At 71.0% G+C, this 19519-nt stretch carries 16 protein-coding genes; 11 read left to right on the forward strand and 5 right to left on the reverse strand.

Annotated features, from left to right (window positions below; translation table 11 throughout):
- Positions 1-49: 49 nt before the first annotated feature.
- The 3 genes from efeU to efeB are packed head-to-tail and all read left to right on the forward strand — an operon-like array spanning position 50 to position 4157.
- Positions 50-1672 (forward strand): iron uptake transporter permease EfeU, encoded by a 1623-nt coding sequence (gene efeU, locus BGO15_RS11975; RefSeq protein WP_056207218.1) that lies wholly within the window; start codon positions 50-52, stop codon positions 1670-1672.
- Positions 1669-2868, forward strand: a complete 1200-nt coding sequence (efeO, locus tag BGO15_RS11980; RefSeq protein WP_056519968.1) for an iron uptake system protein EfeO — start codon at positions 1669-1671, stop codon at positions 2866-2868. The genes efeU and efeO overlap by 4 nt, the downstream gene beginning before the upstream one ends.
- A complete protein-coding gene (efeB, locus tag BGO15_RS11985) occupies positions 2865-4157 on the forward strand; it encodes an iron uptake transporter deferrochelatase/peroxidase subunit (RefSeq protein ID WP_056207310.1) in 1293 nt (430 codons plus the stop codon). Before efeO ends, efeB begins: the two co-directional genes overlap by 4 nt.
- Positions 4158-4182: 25 nt before the next feature.
- On the opposite strand, the gene BGO15_RS11990 is transcribed toward efeB, so the two are convergent.
- Positions 4183-4659: a MarR family winged helix-turn-helix transcriptional regulator gene (locus BGO15_RS11990; protein ID WP_056207220.1), complete on the reverse strand. Its 477-nt coding sequence runs from the start codon at positions 4657-4659 to the stop codon at positions 4183-4185.
- A gap of 76 nt (positions 4660-4735) precedes the next feature.
- On the opposite strand from BGO15_RS11990, the gene idi reads away from it, so the two are divergent.
- Genes idi through BGO15_RS12025 form a run of 7 tightly spaced genes read left to right on the forward strand, consistent with a single transcriptional unit; the run spans position 4736 to position 10239 of the window.
- A complete protein-coding gene (gene idi, locus BGO15_RS11995) occupies positions 4736-5281 on the forward strand; it encodes an isopentenyl-diphosphate Delta-isomerase (protein WP_056207222.1) in 546 nt (181 codons plus the stop codon).
- A complete protein-coding gene (locus BGO15_RS12000) occupies positions 5278-6336 on the forward strand; it encodes a polyprenyl synthetase family protein (RefSeq protein ID WP_056207224.1) in 1059 nt (352 codons plus the stop codon). Before idi ends, BGO15_RS12000 begins: the two co-directional genes overlap by 4 nt.
- Positions 6333-7202, forward strand: a complete 870-nt coding sequence (locus BGO15_RS12005; RefSeq protein ID WP_056207226.1) for a squalene/phytoene synthase family protein — start codon at positions 6333-6335, stop codon at positions 7200-7202. Before BGO15_RS12000 ends, BGO15_RS12005 begins: the two co-directional genes overlap by 4 nt.
- Complete coding sequence (gene crtI / locus BGO15_RS12010; protein WP_056207228.1) at positions 7199-8743, forward strand: phytoene desaturase family protein; 1545 nt, start codon at positions 7199-7201, stop codon at positions 8741-8743. Before BGO15_RS12005 ends, crtI begins: the two co-directional genes overlap by 4 nt.
- A 1-nt stretch (position 8744) precedes the next feature.
- Positions 8745-9068, forward strand: coding sequence for a lycopene cyclase domain-containing protein (locus tag BGO15_RS12015; protein WP_056207230.1), 324 nt, complete (start codon positions 8745-8747; stop codon positions 9066-9068).
- Positions 9065-9376, forward strand: a complete 312-nt coding sequence (locus BGO15_RS12020) for a lycopene cyclase domain-containing protein (protein WP_056207231.1) — start codon at positions 9065-9067, stop codon at positions 9374-9376. Before BGO15_RS12015 ends, BGO15_RS12020 begins: the two co-directional genes overlap by 4 nt.
- The gene (locus BGO15_RS12025) at positions 9373-10239 is read left to right on the forward strand and encodes a prenyltransferase (RefSeq protein WP_056207234.1); all 867 of its coding nucleotides are present in this window, start codon (positions 9373-9375) and stop codon (positions 10237-10239) included. The genes BGO15_RS12020 and BGO15_RS12025 overlap by 4 nt, the downstream gene beginning before the upstream one ends.
- 54 nt (positions 10240-10293) lie before the next feature.
- Here BGO15_RS12025 and BGO15_RS12030 read toward each other — a convergent pair whose 3' ends face one another.
- On the reverse strand, positions 10294-13212 hold the full coding sequence (locus tag BGO15_RS12030; protein WP_056519965.1) for a UPF0182 family membrane protein: 2919 nt from the start codon (positions 13210-13212) through the stop codon (positions 10294-10296).
- A gap of 83 nt (positions 13213-13295) precedes the next feature.
- A complete protein-coding gene (locus BGO15_RS12035; RefSeq protein ID WP_056207236.1) occupies positions 13296-14465 on the reverse strand; it encodes a YlbL family protein in 1170 nt (389 codons plus the stop codon).
- A 119-nt stretch (positions 14466-14584) separates the two neighbouring features.
- Between BGO15_RS12035 and BGO15_RS12040 the strand changes: the two genes are divergently transcribed.
- A complete protein-coding gene (locus BGO15_RS12040) occupies positions 14585-16000 on the forward strand; it encodes a zinc-dependent metalloprotease (RefSeq protein WP_273190532.1) in 1416 nt (471 codons plus the stop codon).
- 833 nt (positions 16001-16833) lie between these two features.
- Here BGO15_RS12040 and BGO15_RS12045 read toward each other — a convergent pair.
- Positions 16834-18579 carry an ATP-dependent helicase gene (locus BGO15_RS12045; protein WP_082483055.1) on the reverse strand — a complete coding sequence of 582 codons (1746 nt, stop codon included), beginning with the start codon at positions 18577-18579 and terminating at the stop codon, positions 16834-16836.
- On the reverse strand, positions 18576-19469 hold the full coding sequence (nudC, locus tag BGO15_RS12050; RefSeq protein ID WP_056519960.1) for an NAD(+) diphosphatase: 894 nt from the start codon (positions 19467-19469) through the stop codon (positions 18576-18578). The genes BGO15_RS12045 and nudC overlap by 4 nt, the downstream gene beginning before the upstream one ends.
- Positions 19470-19519: the final 50 nt, after the last annotated feature.

Consider the following 19519-nt stretch of genomic DNA (forward strand, 5'->3'; position numbering starts at 1 on the left):
TAGCTCATAAGGAATTCATCACCTCGTCGCGAAAGCGAGTGCGTCCGGCATGCTCGCCACCCTGGTCATCGGTCTGCGTGAAGGCCTCGAAGCGGCCCTGATCGTCGGCATCATCGCCGCGTTCCTGCGCCGCAACGGCCGCAGCCTCGTGCCGATGTGGCTGGGCGTCGGCGCGGCCGTGATGCTCTCGCTGATCATCGGCGTCACGCTCAGCCTCATCGAGGTCGCCCTCCCCCAGGCCGCGCAGGAGGGTCTCGAAACGATCATCGGGGCCGTCGCCGTGGTCTTCGTGACGCTCATGATCGTCTGGATGAACACACACGCCCGGGGGATGCGGGCAGAGCTCGAGTCCGAGGCACAGCACGCCCTCGGCCGCGGTGGCGCGACCGCTCTCGCCGTCATGGCGTTCCTCGCGGTGCTCAAGGAGGGCTTCGAGACGAGCGTCTTCCTGCTCGCCACGTTCTCCGCCGCCCAGTCGGCCGGTCTCGCCGCGCTCGGCGCCGTCGTCGGCATCGCGCTCGCCGCACTGCTCGGCTGGGGCATCTTCGCCGGCGGGGTGCGCATCGATCTCGGCCGCTTCTTCCGCCTGACGAGCGTGTTCCTGGTGCTCGTCGCGGCAGGCCTCGTCGTCACCTGCCTGCGGACCGCGCACGAGGCCGGCTGGCTCAACGCGGGCCAGCAGCGCACGATCGACCTCAGCGCGATCGTGCAGCCGGGCAGCATCCAGGCCGCGCTGCTGACCGGCGTGCTCGGAATCCCCGCCGACCCGCGTCTCATCGAGGTCGTCGCCTGGGTCGCCTACCTCGTTCCGGCGCTCTGCTACCTCTTCTGGCCGCGCCGCGCGCGCCCGAGCGCCGCCGGGGCGCAGCGCCTGCGCTGGGTGCTCGCGACCGGATGCCTCGTGCTCGCCGCCGCCGTCGCGCTCACGGCCTGGCTCATCCCGTCGCCGCAGGTCTCCTCTCTCGCGCTCGTCGACCAGGCCTCCCAGGCTCCCGCCGGCTCGGTCGTGATCGCCGATTCCGGCGCCGCGCGCAGTGCGGCGTTCACCTACGCCTCGGGCGCGACCGCCGATCTGCCGCTCGACGCCTCGACCGCGGCATCCGACACTCACCTGGGCGTCACCACGCAGCATTGGCAGCAGACGGCGACGACGAGCCCCGACGGTGCGCCGTCGACGATCACCCTCGACGCCCTGATCACGCTCGCCGGCGGCCGCGTGCCCGTCGGCATCAGCGCTGCGCAGAACCCTGGCCCCTTCACCGCGCAGTGGAACCGCACCGAGGTCGACGAGGTGTGGCTCACCGGGGCGGGGCTGCTCGACGCGAGCGCGCATTCCACCCTCACCGTGACCCTCACCGGCGGTGGGCTGCAGAACGCCCGTACCGTGAGCGTGACCGACACCGCAGCGATCGACGCGGTGACCGCCCCCGACGCCCAGAGCGTGGCGAGCGCGGCGGCCACAGCCGTCGAGCAGGGTGAGGGAGAGCGGGTGCTCTGGGGCGCCGAGGTTCCCGGCGCACTCGTGATCGCCGCCGCCGTGCTGGTGATCAGCGCCCTGCGCCACCGCGCCCGCGCCCCGCGGGGCTCGCACCCCGCACCGACCTCTCCCCCGCCCGAACCGCCCACCCCGGCGATCAGCATCGCTGCCGCCGACCACGGAAGGACCTCATGAACGTCCGCCTCCTGGCCCCACTCACCGCCGCCGCCACCCTCGCCCTCGTGTTGAGCGGATGCAGCGCGGGAGCCGCGCCCTCCGCGACCGCCTCCGGCGGCGCCACCCACGTCGCTGTGACGCTCACCGGCGACAACGGGGGCACCTGCAGCCTCGACGCGGCGACTGCCGCCGCAGGTCCGGTCACCTTCACGGTGACGAACCAGAGCGCGACCTCCATCACCGAGATCGAGCTGCTCAGCGGCGACAGGATCGTCGGCGAGAAGGAGAACCTCGCGCCCGGCCTCTCCTCCGCGAGCTTCACCGTCACCCTCGACGGCGGCAGCTACCAGCTCTACTGCCCGGGCGCCGCCACCGAAACCATCCCCTTCAGCGTCACCGGCCAGGCCGCGACCCCGACCGGCAGCGCCGCATCGCTGATGGCAGAGGGCACCCAGGGCTACGCGACCTACGTCGATGGCGTCGTCGACAGCATGGTGACCGCGGTCGCCACCCTGAAGTCTTCGATCGACGCCGGCGACCTCACGAAGGCGCAGGCCGACTACGCGCTCGCGCGTCCGTTCTACGAGCGCATCGAGTCCGATGTCGACGGGTTCGTGCTGCCGGGCCACTCCGCAACCGACAACGCGGGCAGCCTCGACTACCTCATCGACATGCGCGAGTCGAACCTCGATCCCGCCGTCGGCTGGCACGGGTTCCATGCCATCGAGCGCGACCTGTTCCAGGCCGGCGCGATCACGGCGTCGACGACGCAGCTCGCGGCCGAGCTCCTCACGAACGTCACCACGCTCGACTCGCTCGTGAAGACGCTCAGCTACAAGCCGGAGGACCTCGCGAACGGCGCAGCGAGCCTCCTCGAAGAGGTGCAGTCGGGCAAGATCAGCGGCGAGGAGGAGGCGTACAGCCACATCGACCTCGTCGACTTCGCCGGCAACGTCGAGGGTGCGCAGCAGGCGTTCGCCTACCTCGAGCCCGGGCTCACGACGCTCGACTCCGGGCTGACCCAGCAGATCTCCGCGCAGTTCGCCGCCGTCAACAAGCTGCTCGACGGCTACCGCGATCAGAGCGCGATCGGCGGCTACGTGCGTTACACCGACGCCGTGAAGGCCGCGGATGCCGCGACTCTGAGCCGTGCGGTGCAGGCCCTGCAGGAACCGCTTGCGCAGATCGCCGAGAAGGCGGCGACAGCCTCATGAGCGCGGCCGTGCCGCCGCGGGAGCCGTCGTCGCAGGAGTCACCGGATGCGGGGGTCTCCCGCCGCGGACTGCTCCTCGGCGCCGCAGCCGGCGGCCTGGTGGCGGGGGTGGCGAGCGGTTTCGCCGGCGGGCGCGCCGTCGCGGCGCAGCCGACCGCGTCGTCGGGCGACGTCGTGCGGCTCGACAATGCGGTCTCGTTCTACGGCGACGCCGAGCAGGCGGGCATCCGCACCCCTCCGCAGCGGCACTGCGTGTTCATGACGTTCGACCTGACCACGTCCTCACGCACCGATCTGCAGACCCTGCTCGCCACCTGGTCGGCGGCGAGCGCTCAGCTCATGCGCGGCGCCACGATCGGCCAGGTCGAGCCGTCGCAGCCGAGCGCCATCGGCGACGACACCGGCGAGGCCGTCGACCTCGACCCGGCGTCGCTGACCGTCACGATCGGCCTCGGTCCGCGTGTGTTCGGCGACGAGTACGGTCTCGCGGCTCAGAAGCCGCCGCTGCTGCGGGAGCTCTCGCGGCTCCCGAGCGAGGCCCTGGATCCGTCGCTCACCGGCGGCGACCTGTCGGTGCAGGCCTGCGCGGACGACCCCCAGGTCGCCTATCACGCGGTGCGGTCGCTGGCTCGCGTCGGCAAGAAGCTCGGCGCGGCATCCACCCGATGGACGGTGACCGGCTTCGGGCGGGCCTCAGCCGGAAAGGGGCAGTCGACGCCGCGCAATCTGATGGGCTTCAAGGACGGCACACGCAACATCGTCGACGACGCGGACTTCTCGCAGTTCGTCTTCACCGGTGATGGTCCCGACTGGCAGCGCGACGGCAGCTACCAGGTCGTGCGCAAGATCCAGATGCGCATCGAGAACTGGGACACCGACCGGGTGTCCGACCAGAACCGTGTGTTCGGACGCCACAAGCTCAGCGGCGCGCCGCTGACGGGCACGGTGGAATCCGACACCCCGGATTTCTTGAAGACGGATGCCTCGGGCGCACCCGTGATCGATCCGACGGCCCACATCCGGCTGGCCGCGCACGAGAACAACAACGGTCTGAAGATCCTCCGCCGCGGATACAACTACACCGACGGCATCAACCAGTACGGGTTCCTGGACGCGGGCCTGCTGTTCATCAGCTACCAGAAGGACCCCGCGCAGTTCGAGACGCTGCAGCGCCGTCTCGGCTCGTCGGACGCGCTGAACGAGTACATCTCGCACATCGGCTCGGGCATCTTCTTCGTGCCGTCCGCAGCCCGGTCGGGGACATACCTCGCGCAGGGCGCGTTCGCCTGAGTTGCGTGGCGAGGCGGCCCGCGCGTCAGCCGTCGTTCGCGGCGACGGCGTCGGCCAGCCCATCGAGGAACCGCGCGACCACGTCGAGATCGGCGTCGGAGTACGTTCCGGCGACGTCACGCATCGCGCCGAGGCTCTCGCGATAGTGCGCGAAGAACGCGGTGCGCGATGCCGGGAGGAGCGCGATCACCCGCGCGCGGCGATCGTGAGGATGGGGGCGGCGTTCGAGGTACCCCGCCGCCGCGAGCCGGTCGAGCAGTTTGGTCGTCGAGGCCGTCGAGATGCGCAGATGCCGGGCGATGTCGTGCGGACTGACCGGCTGCCCCTGCTGCTCGCGGATGATCAGCATGCGGAGCGTCGCGAGATCGGTGGCGTTCATCCCCATGTCGTCTTTGACGCCCGAATGCATGCGGTCGAGGGCGTCGTTCAGCGCCCGCACGCCCACGAGCACCCGCTGTACGGCGCTTTCGCGGGACGCGGGGTCGGGTCGATACTCGGACATGTGGACACTCCTCCACACCTCTTGTAGCATCGGACTCAGAGATCGCTAGTTTAGCTAGCAAAAGGGGAGAGCAACAGTGTCAGACGTCGAGCAGGTGGTCTTGCTCGACGAGCGCGCCGCTCCCGTCGGGACGACTCCCAAGAGCACGGTACACGGCGCCGACACCCCCCTGCACCTAGCGTTCTCGTGCCACGTGCTCGACGATGACGGACGGGTGCTCATCACCCGCCGCGCGCTCTCCAAGCAGACCTGGCCGGGCGTCTGGACGAACACCTTCTGCGGCCATCCCGGCCCGGGCGAAGACCTCGAGGCGGCGGTGCACCGCCGCGCGCGCGTCGAGCTCGGACTCGCCCTCGACGACGTGACGCTCACCCTCCCCGACTTCCGCTATCGCGCCGTCGACGCATCGGGCGTCGTAGAGAACGAGGTGTGCCCCGTCTTCGTCGCGCACGCGACAGGACCGCTGCATCCCGATCCGGACGAGGTCGCCGAATGGGCATGGGTCGAACCCTCGGATGTCGCGGCCGCCGTCTCCGCGGCACCGTGGGCGTTCAGCCCGTGGCTCGGGCTGCAGGTCCCCCGACTCGCCCTCTACGACACCGCCGCGAGGGCGGCGCGATGATCGCCCGCATCTCCGCGGTCGATCGCGCCGCCGTCGACGACGCGATCGACGCCTCCCTGGCACGGCTGCAGAAGCGAGGGGCCGGGCTCGGCGACGCCTTCGACGACCTCGCAGCCGCGATGGTCCGCGCGGCATCCGGCGGGAAGCGCTTCCGTCCCGCGCTCGTGCTCGCGGCGTTCCGCGCCTGCGGAGGTACCGACGGGCGCAGGGATGCCGCAGCATCCGTCGCCGCGGCGTTCGAGCTGCTGCACACCGCGTTCGTCATCCACGACGACGTGATCGACCACGACACGATGCGTCGCGGCGTGCCGAACGTCGCCGGGGAGTTCCGCCGTCGCGCGCTCGGTGACGGCGCCACACCGTCGGCGGCGACCGGCGTCGGCGAGGCGGCGGCGATCCTCGCGGGCGACGTGCTCCTCTATGAGGCGACCCGGCTGGTCGCGGCGGTCGATCTGCCCGCCGACCTGCGCTCCCGCCTTCTCGATCTGCTCGACGACGCGGTTCTCGTCTCCGCCGCGGGAGAGCTCGCCGATGTCGAGCATGCGGCCGCCGACGCGGAGGCCGAAGACGACAGCCTCATCGCGACCGCTCACGACAAGACGGCCGTCTACTCCTTCGCCGCCCCGCTCGCCGCCGGCGCCGTGATCGCCGGTGCCGACGAGACGGATGCCGCGGCGCTCGCCGCGTGCGGCACCCACCTCGGCCTCGCGTTCCAGCTCGTCGACGACCTGATCGGCGCGTTCGGCACCTCCGCGCAGGCCGGTCGCGACGCCGGCGTGGACCTGCGCGAAGCGAAGCAGACGCCCCTCATCGCCCTGGCCCGTCGCACAGAGGGGTGGCACGCGGTGCGCGACACACTCGCCGTCGCCCACACCGGTCCGATCGCCGTGCTCGACGCGCAGCGCGCGCTCGACGAGAGCGGCGCCCGTGCGGCGCTGGTCGCGCTCATCGACAGCGCCCTCGACGCCGCGCGCACCCGTGCGCAGGAGCTCGGCGCCGCGGCATCCGCCCTCGTCGACCGTGCCGCCGACGCGATCCGCGAGCGCATCCCGTGACCGACGCACCCGGCATCGCGCTCTACGACCGCACGGCAGCGGATGCCGCGGCCACCGTCATCGCGCGTTACTCGACCTCCTTCGCTCTGGCAGCGCGACTGCTCGGAAGCCGGGTGCGGCCCCACATCCGCAACGTCTACGCGCTCGTGCGCATCGCCGACGAGATCGTCGACGGTCCCGCCGCCGAGGCGGGAGTGGCCCGCGACGGCCAGGCGGAGCTTCTCGCCGGCCTGGAGGCCGAGGTCGCCGCGGCCGTCGCGCGCGGGTTCAGCAGCAACCTGGTGGTGCACGCCTTCGCCGGCACGGCGCGCGCGTGCGGCATCGGCACCGACCTCACCGCACCGTTCTTCGCGTCGATGCGCACCGACCTCGATACGACCGTGCACGACGCCCGCTCGCACGAAGAGTACGTCTACGGCTCGGCCGAGGTGGTGGGGCTCATGTGCCTGGCGGTGTTCGTGAACGCGGGGGCGGTCGCACCGATCCAGCCCGACGACAGACTCGTCGCCGGCGCCCGCGCGCTCGGACGAGCGTTCCAGGACGTCAACTTCCTGCGCGACCTCGACCACGACGCGGCCGGCCTCGGCCGCGACTACCTCGGCGCGACCGACGCCCGGTCCCGCGCCGACGTGCTCGACCGCATCGACGGCGACCTCGACCTCGCCGCCGACACCGTGCCGCTCCTCCCCCGCGACTGCCGACCCGCCGTGACCGCCGCCCACGACCTGTTCGCCGCCCTCTCGCGACGGCTGCGTCGAGCGGATGCCGCCGCGAGCCGTGTGCGCGTCCCCGACCCCGTCAAGGCGTACCTCGCCGCTCGCGCCCTGCTGGGCGCACGGCCCCGGCGCCTCGGGGTGCGCGGATGACGGGCCGCACCGCGATCGTCATCGGCGCCGGCATCGCGGGGCTCGCCACGGCCGCCCTCCTCGCAGACGACGGCTACACCGTGACGATCGTCGAACGCGGCGATGACGTCGGCGGTCGGGTCGGCACGTGGGACCGCGACGGATTCCGGTTCGACACCGGCCCCAGCTGGTACCTCATGCCCGACGTGTTCGAGCATTTCTTCCGTCTTCTCGGCACCACCACCGAGCGAGAGCTCGACCTCGTCCCGCTCTCCCCCGCGTACCGCGTCTACTCCGAGGGGTACGACGCCCTCGACGTGCCGAGCGGGCGGGGCGCGGCATCCGCTCTGTTCGAGAGCATCGAGCGCGGCGCGGGCGCGAAGCTCGAGCGCTACCTCGACTCCGCCGCCGACGCCTACGACCTCGCCGTCTCGCGCTTCCTGTACGACCCGTACCTCGGGTACGCGGGCCTCGCCGACGGCGCCGTCGCGCGGCAGCTGCCGCGGCTCGCGCGGCTGCTCGTCGAGCCGCTCGCGTCGCGCGTCGAGCGCACGTTCACGGACCGCCGGCTGCGGCAGATCCTCGAGTACCCGGCAGTCTTCCTGGGCGGATCGCCGTACGGTGTGCCGAGCCTCTACCACCTGATGAGCCACCTCGACCTGACCGACGGCGTGCGGTACCCGCAGGGAGGCTTCACCGCCCTCATCCGGGCGATCGAGCGCCTCGTGCGGGCGCGCGGCGTCGTCATCGAGACGGGCGCCGACGTCACCGCGATCGACGTCGTGGCCGGGCGGGCGCGCGGCGTGCGGCTCGCCGACGGCCGCATGCTCGGGGGAGACGTCGTCGTGTCCACCGCCGACCGGCACCACACCGAGACGGCGCTGCTCGACGACGCACACCGCGAGCTGCCGGAGAGCTGGTGGGAACGACGCACGCCGGGACCGGGGGCGCTGCTGATCCTCCTCGGCGTGCGGGGCGAACTGCCCGAGCTCGCGCACCACACCCTGCTGTTCACCGAGCGCTGGCGCGAGAACTTCGACGCGATCTTCGGGGAGCCCTCGGCGATCCCCGACCCGGCGTCGCTGTACGTGTGCCGCCCGAGCGCGACCGACTCCACCGTCGCGCCGGCAGGCCACGAGAACCTGTTCGTGCTCGTACCGATCCCCGCCGATCCCTCGCTCGGCCACGGCGGCATCGACGGGGCGGGAGACGCGGGAATCGAACGGGCAGCGGATGCCGCCATCGCCCAGATCGCCTCGTGGTGCGGCGTGCCCGACCTCGTGGACCGCGTCGTCTTACGACGCACGATCACGCCCGCCGACTTCGCCGACGACCTGAACGCCTGGCGCGGCACGTCGCTCGGACTCGCGCACACGCTGCGCCAGAGCGCGGTGTTCCGCCCGCGCAACGGCTCGGCGAAGGTCCCGAACCTGTTCCATGCCGGCACCTCGTCGCTTCCGGGCATCGGGCTGCCGATGTGCCTGATCTCTGCCGAACTCGTCGCCAAACGGCTGCGCGCCGACCGCAGCGCGGCGCCGCTCGTCGAGCCGGCGGGTCGCTGACGTGCCCGGCCTGTATCTGCTCGTCATCGTCGTCTCCGCGGCGGGCGTCGCGCTGCTCGACGCGCGATACCGGCTGGCCCTGTGGGCGCGGCCGCTGACCACCGCGATCGCGGTGTTCGTCGGCACCGCGTTCTTCGTCGTCTGGGATCTCGTCGGCATCGCCGCGGGCGTCTTCGTGCAGGGTGACTCGCCGCTCTACCTCGGCATCGAGCTGGCCCCGCACCTCCCCCTCGAGGAGATCACCTTCCTGCTGTTCCTCTGCTACCTCGCCGCCGTCTGCGCCGGAGCCGGCAGCCGCCTCCTCGCGCGGAAGGAACCTCGATGACCTACGCGCTGCTCGTGCTCCCGTTCCTCGCGATCACCGTCGTCGTCACGCTGCTGAGCGCCGTGCGCCCCGGATTCGGACGGCGGATGGCGGCATCCGCCCTCGCCGCCGTCGCCCTGCTCGCCCTCACCGCCGTCTTCGACAACGTCATGATCGGCGCCGGGCTATTCTCCTACCCGCCCGAGCACCTGAGCGGCATCCGCATCGGACTCGCCCCGATCGAGGACTTCTCCTACCCGCTGTGCGCGGCGTTCCTCGTGCCTGCGATCGCCGCCCTCGTCTCGCGGCGCGAGAGGAGCGACGCATGAATGTCGTGCGCACCCTGTTCGTGTCCTCGCGGCCGGTCAGCTGGATCAACACCGCCTACCCGTTCGGCGCCGCCTACCTGCTCGCCACCCGCGAGATCTCCGTCACGCTCCTCGTCGGCGTGGTGTTCTTCCTCGTCCCGTACAACCTCGCGATGTACGGCATCAACGACGTGTTCGACTACGAGTCCGACCTGCGCAACCCCCGCAAGGGCGGTGCTCACGGTGCTGTGCTCGATCGGCGGCTGCACCGCGTGACGCTCTGGGCGGCGGGCCTCAGCTGCCTGCCGTTCGTCGTCTACCTCGTCATCGTCGGCTCCGCGCTCTCCTGGCTGGTGCTCGCCGCGAGCCTGTTCTTCGTGGTGTTCTACTCCGCGCCGCCGCTGCGCCTCAAGGAGCGTCCCTTCGCCGACTCGGCGACCAGCAGCATCCACTTCTTCTCACCGGCCGTCTACGGCCTCGTGCTCGCCGGGGCCACCTGGACGTGGGCCCTCGCCGCGGTCATCGGGGCATTCGCCCTGTGGGGGGTCGCGTCGCACGCCTTCGGCGCGGTGCAGGATGTCGCGGCCGACCGCGAGGCCGGCATCGACTCCGTCGCGACGGCGATCGGCCCCCGCGCGACCGTCTGGTTCTCGCTCGCCTGCTATGCGGCCGCCGCACTCGTCGTGACGGGGGGAGCCTGGCCCGCGCCGCTGGCCGCGCTGCTCGCCGTGCCCTACCTGGTCGCCGTGTGGCCGTATCGCGCGGTCACCGCCGAGACCGCGCACCGCGCCACCGTCGGATGGGATCGGTTCCTCTGGATCAATCAGTTCTCGGGGTTCGCGGTGACGCTGCTGCTCATCTGGTGGTGGCAGCTGGCGCGCTGAGCCTCGAATGCCCGACGGTGGGGTGGACGCCTGCGCGCCCACCCCACCGTCGGTTCACTGCGAGGAGAGCTGCAGCAGCGTGTTGATCGCCTGGGTCAGACGCGCGTCGGCCTCGCCGTACTTCGTCCAGTCGCCGGCCTGGAGAGCCGCTTGACGATCGAGCATCGCCTGCTTGGCCTCCTGGAGCGCCGCCTGGTAGGCGGTCGACGATCCGGTGCCTCCGCTCGCGGAGGGCGACGGCGTGGGCGTGGCGCTCGGGGTCGACGTCCCGGTGGGCAACGGGGATGCCGTCACACCGTTGTCGCCCGCGGCGGCGCCCGAGTTGCCACCGAACAGCGAGTCGAGCGCTGCCGTCAGGGTGTCCTCGAACGCGACCTGGCTGCCGAAGGCGACGAGCACCTTCTGGAGTGTCGGCAGCTTCGTCGCGCCGGACGACTGCACGAACACGGGCTGCACATAGAGCAGGCCGCCACCGACGGGCAGGGTCAGCAGGTTGCCGTTGAGCACCTGCGACTGACCCTGTTTGAGCAGGTTGATGAACGATGAGACGGCGGGGTCGGCGCTGAACGTGTTCTGCACCTGCCCGGGCCCGGGCACCGGAGTCGAGGCGTTGATCACCAGCATCCGCAGCTTGCCGTAATCGGCACCCTTCGTGCCGGCGGTGGTGCCGGCATCCGAATCGACCGCGAGATAGCCCATCAGGACGTTCCGCGCATTCGTCCCGTCGGATTGCGGGATGAACGAGGTGAACATCGAGTAGGTCGGCGAGGCCTGGCCCGGCATCTGCATCGTCATGTAGTACGGCTGCTGCAGCACGGTGTTGTCGGTCGGGTCGGCGGGAGTCGTCCAGGCGTTGTCACGCTGGTAGAACGACTGCGGATCGTTGACGTGGTACACGCCCAGCATCGTGCGCTGCACCTTGAAGAGGTCGGTCGGATAGCGCACGTGGCTGATGAGGTCGGCCGACATGTCGGCGATCGGCTTGACCGTGGACGGGTAGACGTTCTGCCACGCCTGCAGGAGCGGGTCCGTCGGATCCCAGGCGTAGAGCGTCACATGACCGTCGTACGCGTCGACGGTCGCCTTCACCGAATTGCGGATGTAGTTGACGTTGTCGAGCGCGACCCGCGGAGTGGGGTTGTTCGCGTCGGCGATGGCCTGGGACATGCTCGTCGTCGTCGAATACGGGTACTGGTCGCTCGTGGTGTAGCCGTCGACGATCCAGACGATGCGGCCGTCCACCACGCTCGGGTACGGCTCGCCGTCGAGGGTCAGGTACGGGGCGATCTTCTGCACGCGCGTTGCGGGGTCGCGGTCGTAGAGGATCTGCGAATCCTGGTTGATCGAGTCGGAGAACAGGATCTGCTCCGCCTGGAACTTGATCGCGTAGATGAGCCGGTTGAACACGTTGCCGATGTTCGGGCCGCCGTTGCCGTCGAAGGTGGTCTTCGTCTCGGTGCTGCTGCCGTCGCCGGCCGGGTAGTCGAGCTCGATCGGCGCGGTGCCCGCGGGGGCGCCGACGATCGAGTACGTCGGAGCGTTCGCCGAGAAGTAGACCCGCGGCTCGTACTTCTCGCCCGACGTCAGGAAGCCCGCGGACGGGATGCCGCGCTCGAGGAAGACGGGGTTGCCGTCGGAGGTGCGAGCGTTGCCCTTGGCGACCACAAGCCCGTAGCCGTGCGTGTAGATGAGCGAGGTGTTCTGCCACGTGCTGGCGGTCGTGCCGAGCGCGTTGAGATTGAGGTCGCGCACCGACACCAGGGTGTCCTGCGTCTGCCCGTCGATCGTGTAGCGGTCGACGCTCAGCGGGCTCTGGAACTGGTAGTACGACCGGTACTGCTCGAGCTGGGCCACCGTCGGCGGGATGATCGCCGGGTCCATGATGCGGATCTGCGCCGTCGTCTCGGCATCCGATCGCAGCTGCCCCTGCTGTGCCGTGGTGTTCGCGGAGAAGTTCGTCTCCTGCAGGTCACTCAGGCCGAAGCCCGCCTTGGTGCCGTCGATGTTGCGCTGGTAGTACTGGCTCTCGACGCTCAGCTGGTTCGGACGCACCTGCACGAGATTGACGATCCACGGGTAGCCGACACCGACGACGAGCGAGGTGATGATCAGCAGGGCCGTCGCGATCAGCGGGTAGCGCCACCGGCCGATCACGGCGGTGACGAAGAACAGGATCGCCACGAGCACGGCCACGATCGAGAGGATGGCCAGACCCGGGATCGTCGCGTTCACGCTCACGTATGCCGCCCCGGTGATGCGGTCGTCGGCGCTGGTGAGCGTCTTGTAGCGGTCGAGCCACAGGCTCACCGCCTGGAGCAGAAGGTAGACGCCGGCGATGATGGCGAGCTGCACCCGCGCGGGGCGCGAGATGCGCAGCTCGCGCTGGCCTACCCGAACGGAGCCGTACAGGTAGGACACCGCGGCCGTGAGCAGCAGGCAGATCAACACCACGGCCGACGCGAAGGCGAGGACGGCCGAGTAGAACGGCAGCGCGAACAGGTAGAAGCCGGTGTCGAGGTTGAACTGCGGGTCGCCGGTCGCGGTGTGCACGCCGTTGACCCAGAGGGCCGCGGTCTGCCACTGCGCAGATGAGGCGAAGCCGGCGAAGAGCCCGAAGAAGATCGGGATGCCCCACATCGCGAGTCGTCTCAGCGGCTCCACGACCTCCTGATAGCGGTCGAGCTGAGAGCTCAGCCGCACGTATACCGGGCGCAGCCGGTAGGCGAGGTTGATGACCAGCCAGGTCGGCACCGCCATCCCCAGGAAGCCCACCACGAACATGCCGATGCGCCACACCCACTGCGTGGTGAGCACGTTCAGGAAGCCGAGCTGGGAGTACCACAGCCAGTCCGCGTAGACGTTGGCGAAGATGAAGAACGCGGCCACGAGCAGCGCGATCACCACGAGGGAGATCGCGATGACGCGACGGGTTCGACTCGGACGGGTGGGCTTCGGCGCCGTGGCGGAGGTCACCCTGTCATCCTACGAGGCGGGCTCTGGAGGAACGCCGAGCATCTTCCCGGCGTCGCCGCGTCCTCCGGGTGTGTCGGGAGTGGTCAGGGCGTCGGCGTCGGCGAGACCGACGGCGCCGGCGAGGCCATGACCGTCGAGCATGTCGCCAGGGTGGAGGTGTCCCCGCCCGAGCCGATCACCGTGAGGTCCTTGACCGCGTCGTCGAGCGTCGAGACCGCGTAGACCGAGAGCCCCTGCGGGATGTGCCCGACGACCTCGTCGCAATTGTCGGCCGGTGCGAGGAAGTACTCGGCGCCCGAGGAACGGGCCCCGTACATCTTCTGGCGGATGCCCCCGATCGCCCCGACCTCGCCGGCGGCGTCGATCGTGCCGGTGCCGGCCACGTTCTTGCCGCCGTTGAGATTGCCGGGGGTGAGCGTGTCGATGATGCCGAGCGCGAACATCATCCCCGCGCTCGGGCCGCCGACGTTGAACAGCTGCAGCTTCACATCGATCGGGAAGTGGAACTGCGTCAGCAGCGACACCCCGATCAACCACGTGGACTGGCCGTTGATGATCTGCTGCTTCGGGGTGATGCTCACCTGCTGCGTCGCGCCCCCGCGTTGGATCGTCAGGCTCACCGGTGCGCCGTCCTTGGCCGCGATGATCGCACGCAGCGACGCGACATCCGTCACGGCGGTGCCGTCGGCCGATTCGACGACGTCGTCCTTCTGCAGCACCCCGTTGGCGGCACCGTCGGACTCGACCGAGTAGACCGAGAGGTAGGGCGTCACGGTGTACCCGAGGTGGGTGAGGGCCGCCGCAGTCGCCTCCTGCTGCGAATCGACCATCTGCGCCGAGCTCTGGTCGCTCAGCTGCTGTGAGGTCTGGTCGGGCGGATAGATCGCGTCGGCGGGCACGATCGAGCGCGACGGGTCGAAGAACGCCGGGATCAACTCGAGCCACGACGGACGAGCGTCGGCCGTCCCCACGACCTGCACGGTCAACAGCGACAGCTCGCCGGCTGTCGGGTAGGTGGTCGCACCGGAGACGGTGATGATCGGCACCTGCTGCTTCTGGTCGTTCTGCACGGTGCCCAACGTGTTGAACACCGGCCCGGGCGTCTCGATCACATACGCCGACGGAAGGAACGACAGCACGAGCAGCGCGACGAGCGCGACGACGAGCGCCCAGATGCCGGCGACCCCCGCGCGCGAGCGCGGACGCCGGGGCCGTTCGGATGCCGCGGGCCCGGTCTCGTCGAACAGCGTCACGCCGCCTCCGTCGTGTCGTTCGCGGCCGGCGTACGACGATCTGGCTCGTCCCGGGCATTGCGAGGGTGTGTGCAACTAGCGTAGTTGGCAGCTCGACATGCGGCTGAGAGGCGACTGAGGTGGCACACGACGACGACGATGCATCGCAGGGCGATGACCTGAACGAGCTGCTCCGGCGGCTGCTCGGCGGGGGCACGGACGGCGGCCAGCTCGATCCCGAGCTGCTCTCCCGCCTGTCGGGGATGAACATCGACCCGGCGACGCTGCAGCAGATGATGATGCAGATGCAGGCCGCCTTCGCCGGCGGCGAGGAGGCGACCTGGGAGATGGCCTCGCGCCAGGCCCTGCACATCGCCGGCCAGAGCGATCTCGCCGTCAGTTCCGCTCAGCGCAGCGACCTCGATCAGGCCTTCTCCCTCGCGAACCTGTGGCTCGGCGAAGCGACGACGGTCCCCGAGCTCGCGCAGCCGGGCGGTGCGATCACGCGCGCCCGCTGGGTCGAACTCACACTGCCGGTCTGGCGCGAGCTCGCTGAGCCCGTCTTCGGCAGCATCGCCGATGCGATGACGGCCGCGCTGGTCGAGCAGACGGGCGAGGAGTTCGGGGATGTCGCACAGGGCGCGGGCCGCCTCATGCGCACCGTCGGCGGCTCGCTGTTCGCCACCCAGCTCGGTCAGGTGGTCGGACGTCTGTCGATGGAGGTCGTCTCCGGCGGCGACGTGGGCATCCCGCTGCTGCCCGCCGGTCACGCCGCGATCCTCCCCCAGAACTTCGCGGACTTCGGAGCAGGACTCGAGATCCCCGACGACCAGCTCGCGCTCGCGACCGCCACCCGCGAGCTCGCGCACGCCCGCTTGTTCCGGCACGCGAAGTGGCTGCGCCTGGACGTGATCGCTCAGATCGGCGAGTTCGCCCGCGGCATCCGCATCGACGTGTCAGCTCTCGAGGACGTCGCGTCGCGCTTCGACCCGTCGTCGCCCGACGAGCTGCGCCAGCTGCTCGAGTCGGGGGCGCTCATCCCCCCGCGCAGCGACCAGCAGAACGCGGCGCTCAGCCGCCTGGAGGACGTGCTCGCGACCGTCGAGGGCTGGGTCGAAGTCGTCACCGCGGATGCGACCGCCCGTCTCCCGCACGCCGACCGCATCGCGGAGGTCGTGCGCCGGCGCCGCGCCGTCGGAGGACCCGCAGAGAAGGCCCTCGGGTCTCTCGTCGGGCTGGAGCTGCGTCCCCGCCGCGCCCGTGAGGCGGCCTCGATGTGGCGGGCGATCACCGACGCGGTCGGCGTCGCGGCGCGCGACGCCCTCTGGGACTACCCGGACCTGATGCCGACGTCGGCCGACATCGACGACCCGTCGACGCTCATCGCCCGTCTGCAGGCGGATGCCGCGGGCACGGCGCCCGAGCCGGACGAGTTCGACGACGCACTGCGCCAGCTTCTCGCCGAGGAGTCGGGCGACGCGCCACGCGCATCCGGCACGGATGACGAGCGCGACGACGACCCGACCGGCACCGCGGACGGCGGACGGCCGGTCTGAGGCGGCATCCGCGAGGGAATCGCCGCGGCATCGTCCGCCGTGGTCACCGGGGACGGGCGTCGCGTGCGACGGCTCCTCCCCAGCGCCCGCAGACCGCGACGCTCGCGCGAGTTCCTGTGGAGTCCCGCGACTGAGTCCTGCGGGCACGCACAATCGGGGCATGTACCGCATCGACCCCGCCCACCCGCCGCTGTGGCGCAGCCCCGTCGACGTGCAGTTCGGCGCCGATGCGCGGCTCGTGCTCCTTTCCCCGCCCGACTGGCAGCTGCGAGCGATCGCCGACCTCGTGACCGGAATCGGCGAAGGTTCTCTCGGGTACACCGCGCACCGGGCGGGTATCGACATCGAGAGCCTCGAGCGGTTCGTCGCAACGCTCGAGCCGGTGCTCGAGCGGGTCCCCCGGCCGCTGCGCTCGGTGGAGATCGCGGGCGGGCCGGGGGTCGACGAAGAACTCGTGCGCCTGGTGCGCCACCGGCTCGCGCCGTTCGCGCCGCTCGTATCCGAGGGCGCGCCTCGCCCACGCGGCACCGTTCAGGTGCTCGTCGCCAGCCACGCCGTGCATCCGGCCGCATATGCGGCCTCTCTCGGCGATGACGTCGTGCACGTCCCGGTGGTCTTCACCACGACGGGAATCACCATCGGCCCGCGCGTCGAACCGGGCGCGACGGCCTGCCTCGCGTGCGTCGACGCCGATCGGCGCGACCGCGATCCGGCGTGGCCGATGATCGCGGCTCAGCTGCTCACGGCGCCCACGCCCGAGATCGCCGATCACATTCTGGTCGAGGCCATCACGATGCTCGCCGGCTTCGTCTCCGGGGAGGAGGACCTCGCTCTCAGCGGCCACTCCGTGACGATCCCGAACCAGTCGATGCGCCGCGAGTGGCTCGCCCATCGCGCACATCCAGAGTGCGGATGCCGATCTCCTCGACGAAACGCGACACCCGACGCTCCGAGCGCCCCTCCCCGCGCGACCACGACAGCGACAGGCTTCGCGCGGCCCGCGTGATGCCCACATAGGCCAGTCGGCGCTCCTCGTCGACCTGCTCGAACGTCTGGGCGTACGAGATCGGCAGCAGTCCCTCCGACAACCCGACGAGGTGCACGTGGTGCCACTCGAGGCCCTTGGCGGCATGGAGGGTCGCGAAGGTCACCGTCTCCAGCGTCGGCTCGTGCTGGTCCTTCGCCCGGGCGAGCAGCGCGTCGGTGAACCCCTTGAGGGTCGTTCCGTCGGGCGCCTCGTCGGCCAGCCTCAGCAGGGCCGCGCGAGCCTCCCACGCATCACGGAGCGCTCCCCCCGCCGCGGGCGCCTCGTCGGTGTGGCCGAGCGAGCGGAGCACATCCCGCACCGAGCCCCGGAAGTCGTGCCCCGTGGGTGACACGGCTGCGGCTCGCAGCGCCATCACCGCCTGGCGCACCTGCGGCACGTCGAAGAAGCGCGCCCCGCCCAGCACCGTCACGGGGATGCCCGCATCGGCGAACGCCTGCACGAGCTCCGCCGACTGCGCGTGCGACCGGTACAGCACCGCGACCTCGCGAGGCGCCGTCCCCGACGCCAGCTGCGCCGCGACCGACGCGGCCACGCCCTGCGCCTCGGCTCGCTCATCGGGGTACGCCGTGAGCGACGTCGGCGGCGAGGCATCCGCCCTCCCCGCGGGCGGGTGCAGCTCAAGGGCGCCCGGACGTCCGCGCATGAGGGCGTTGGCGGTGCGCAGCACCTCGGGCACGCTGCGGTAGTTCGTCTCGAGGCGCACGACGCGGGCGTTCTCGTACCGCCGCTCGAACTCCAGCAGGAACCGGGCATCGGCGCCCGCGAACGAATACACCGTCTGGCTCGCGTCACCCACGACGCACACGTCGTGGCGCTGACCCACCCAGAGGTCCAGCAGATGCTGCTGCAGTGGCGAGACATCCTGGTACTCGTCGACGGTGAAGTGCCGGTACTGCTCCCGCACGGCCTGAGCGACACGCGGCTCCGCCTCGATCATGCCGGCGCACGCGAGGAGCACATCCTCGAAGTCCATCTGACGACGCTCATCCTTGAGCTTCTCGTAGGCCCGCATGAGTGCCGCGACAGCCGCGACATCCAACGAGCCGATCCCCCGGGGCCGGGCATCGACGTACGCCTCCACCGAACGCATGGTGACCTTGCGCCATTCGATCTCCGACGCGACGTCGCGCAGCGTCGCCGCCGACGGGTCCATGCCGATGCCGTCGGCGGCGTGGGCGAGCGCCCGCACCTTGCTGTCGACGATCGCGGGTACGGTGTCCCCCGCCACCTGAGGCCAGAAGAAGTTCAGCTGCGCGAGAGCTGCCGCGTGGAACGTCCGCGCCGACACCCCTTCGACCCCGAGAGCTCGCAGGCGCCCGCGCATCTCCCCCGCGGCCTTCGCCGTGAAGGTCACCGCCATCACCCGCTGCGGCGAGTAGGCGCCTGTCTCGACGCCGTGCGCGATACGGCGGGTGATCACCCTCGTCTTGCCGGTGCCGGCACCGGCCAGCACGCACACGGGGCCGCGGAGCGCGCGTGCGGCCTCCAGCTGGCGGTCATCGAGCCCGGAGAGCACTCCGGAGCCGGTCACGGCCGCTCCGCGTGCCAGGCCGTGATGAGACGGTAGGCGATCGAGGACGGACCGGGCAGCAGCAGATCGGATTCGCCGGCGAGTGCCCGACCGATCTCATCGCGGTGGAACCAGCGCACCTCGACGATCTCTTCGCCGTCACCCTGCGCGGCGGCATCGAGCGCGCGTACGAGGAAGCCGAGCATGAGGGAGCGAGGGTACGGCCACGCCTGCGAGCCGCGATATTCGACGTCGCCGACGGTGATGCCCGCCTCTTCGCGGATTTCGCGCACGAGGGTCTGCTCGAGCGACTCGCCCGCCTCCACGAAACCGGCGAAGCATGAGTAGCGCCGCTGCTCCCACGCGGCGTTGGCGCCGAGGAGCAGCAGATCGGGATCGGTCGGATGCCGCACCGCCGCGATCACCGCGGGGTCGGTGCGCGGGAAGTGCTCGCGCCCGCAGCGGGGGCAGTGCCGCGCCCAGCCGGAGGCGACCAGATCGGTGAGCTCACCGCAGGCGGGGCAGTACGGGGCATCCAGCAGCCATCGTCCGAGCGCGACGCCGGTAACCGCGAGCTCCGCCTCGGCAGGGACCAACGCCGCGGCGACGGCGCGCAGCGGCGAGCCGGTGGTCTCCTCCGCCGGCTGCGCGGCCAACGCGGCGAGCAGCACCGCGACGCCGTCGAGGCGCCCGAGGAGCGCCCACACGACGCGATGACCGGTGACCGCCGCGGGCGGGACGAGCTCCAGCGCACCGTCGGGTGTGAGCGACACCCGGTCGCCGCGCACGACCAGCACGCGGGTCGCCGGGTCGGCGCGGAGCGCGTCGACCAGGGCGGCGTCGGAGCGCTCATCGCCGGCCCGATCGAAGCCCGCCGTCGCGCCGTCCTCGGGCGCGTTACGTGCCGACATCGATCGCTCCTCCCAGGGCGTGGCGCCGGGCGAGGGGGGACCTCGCAACC

Source organism: Microbacterium sp. 71-23, from assembly GCF_001897265.1.
GTDB classification, from domain to species: Bacteria; Actinomycetota; Actinomycetes; order Actinomycetales; family Microbacteriaceae; genus Microbacterium; species Microbacterium ginsengisoli.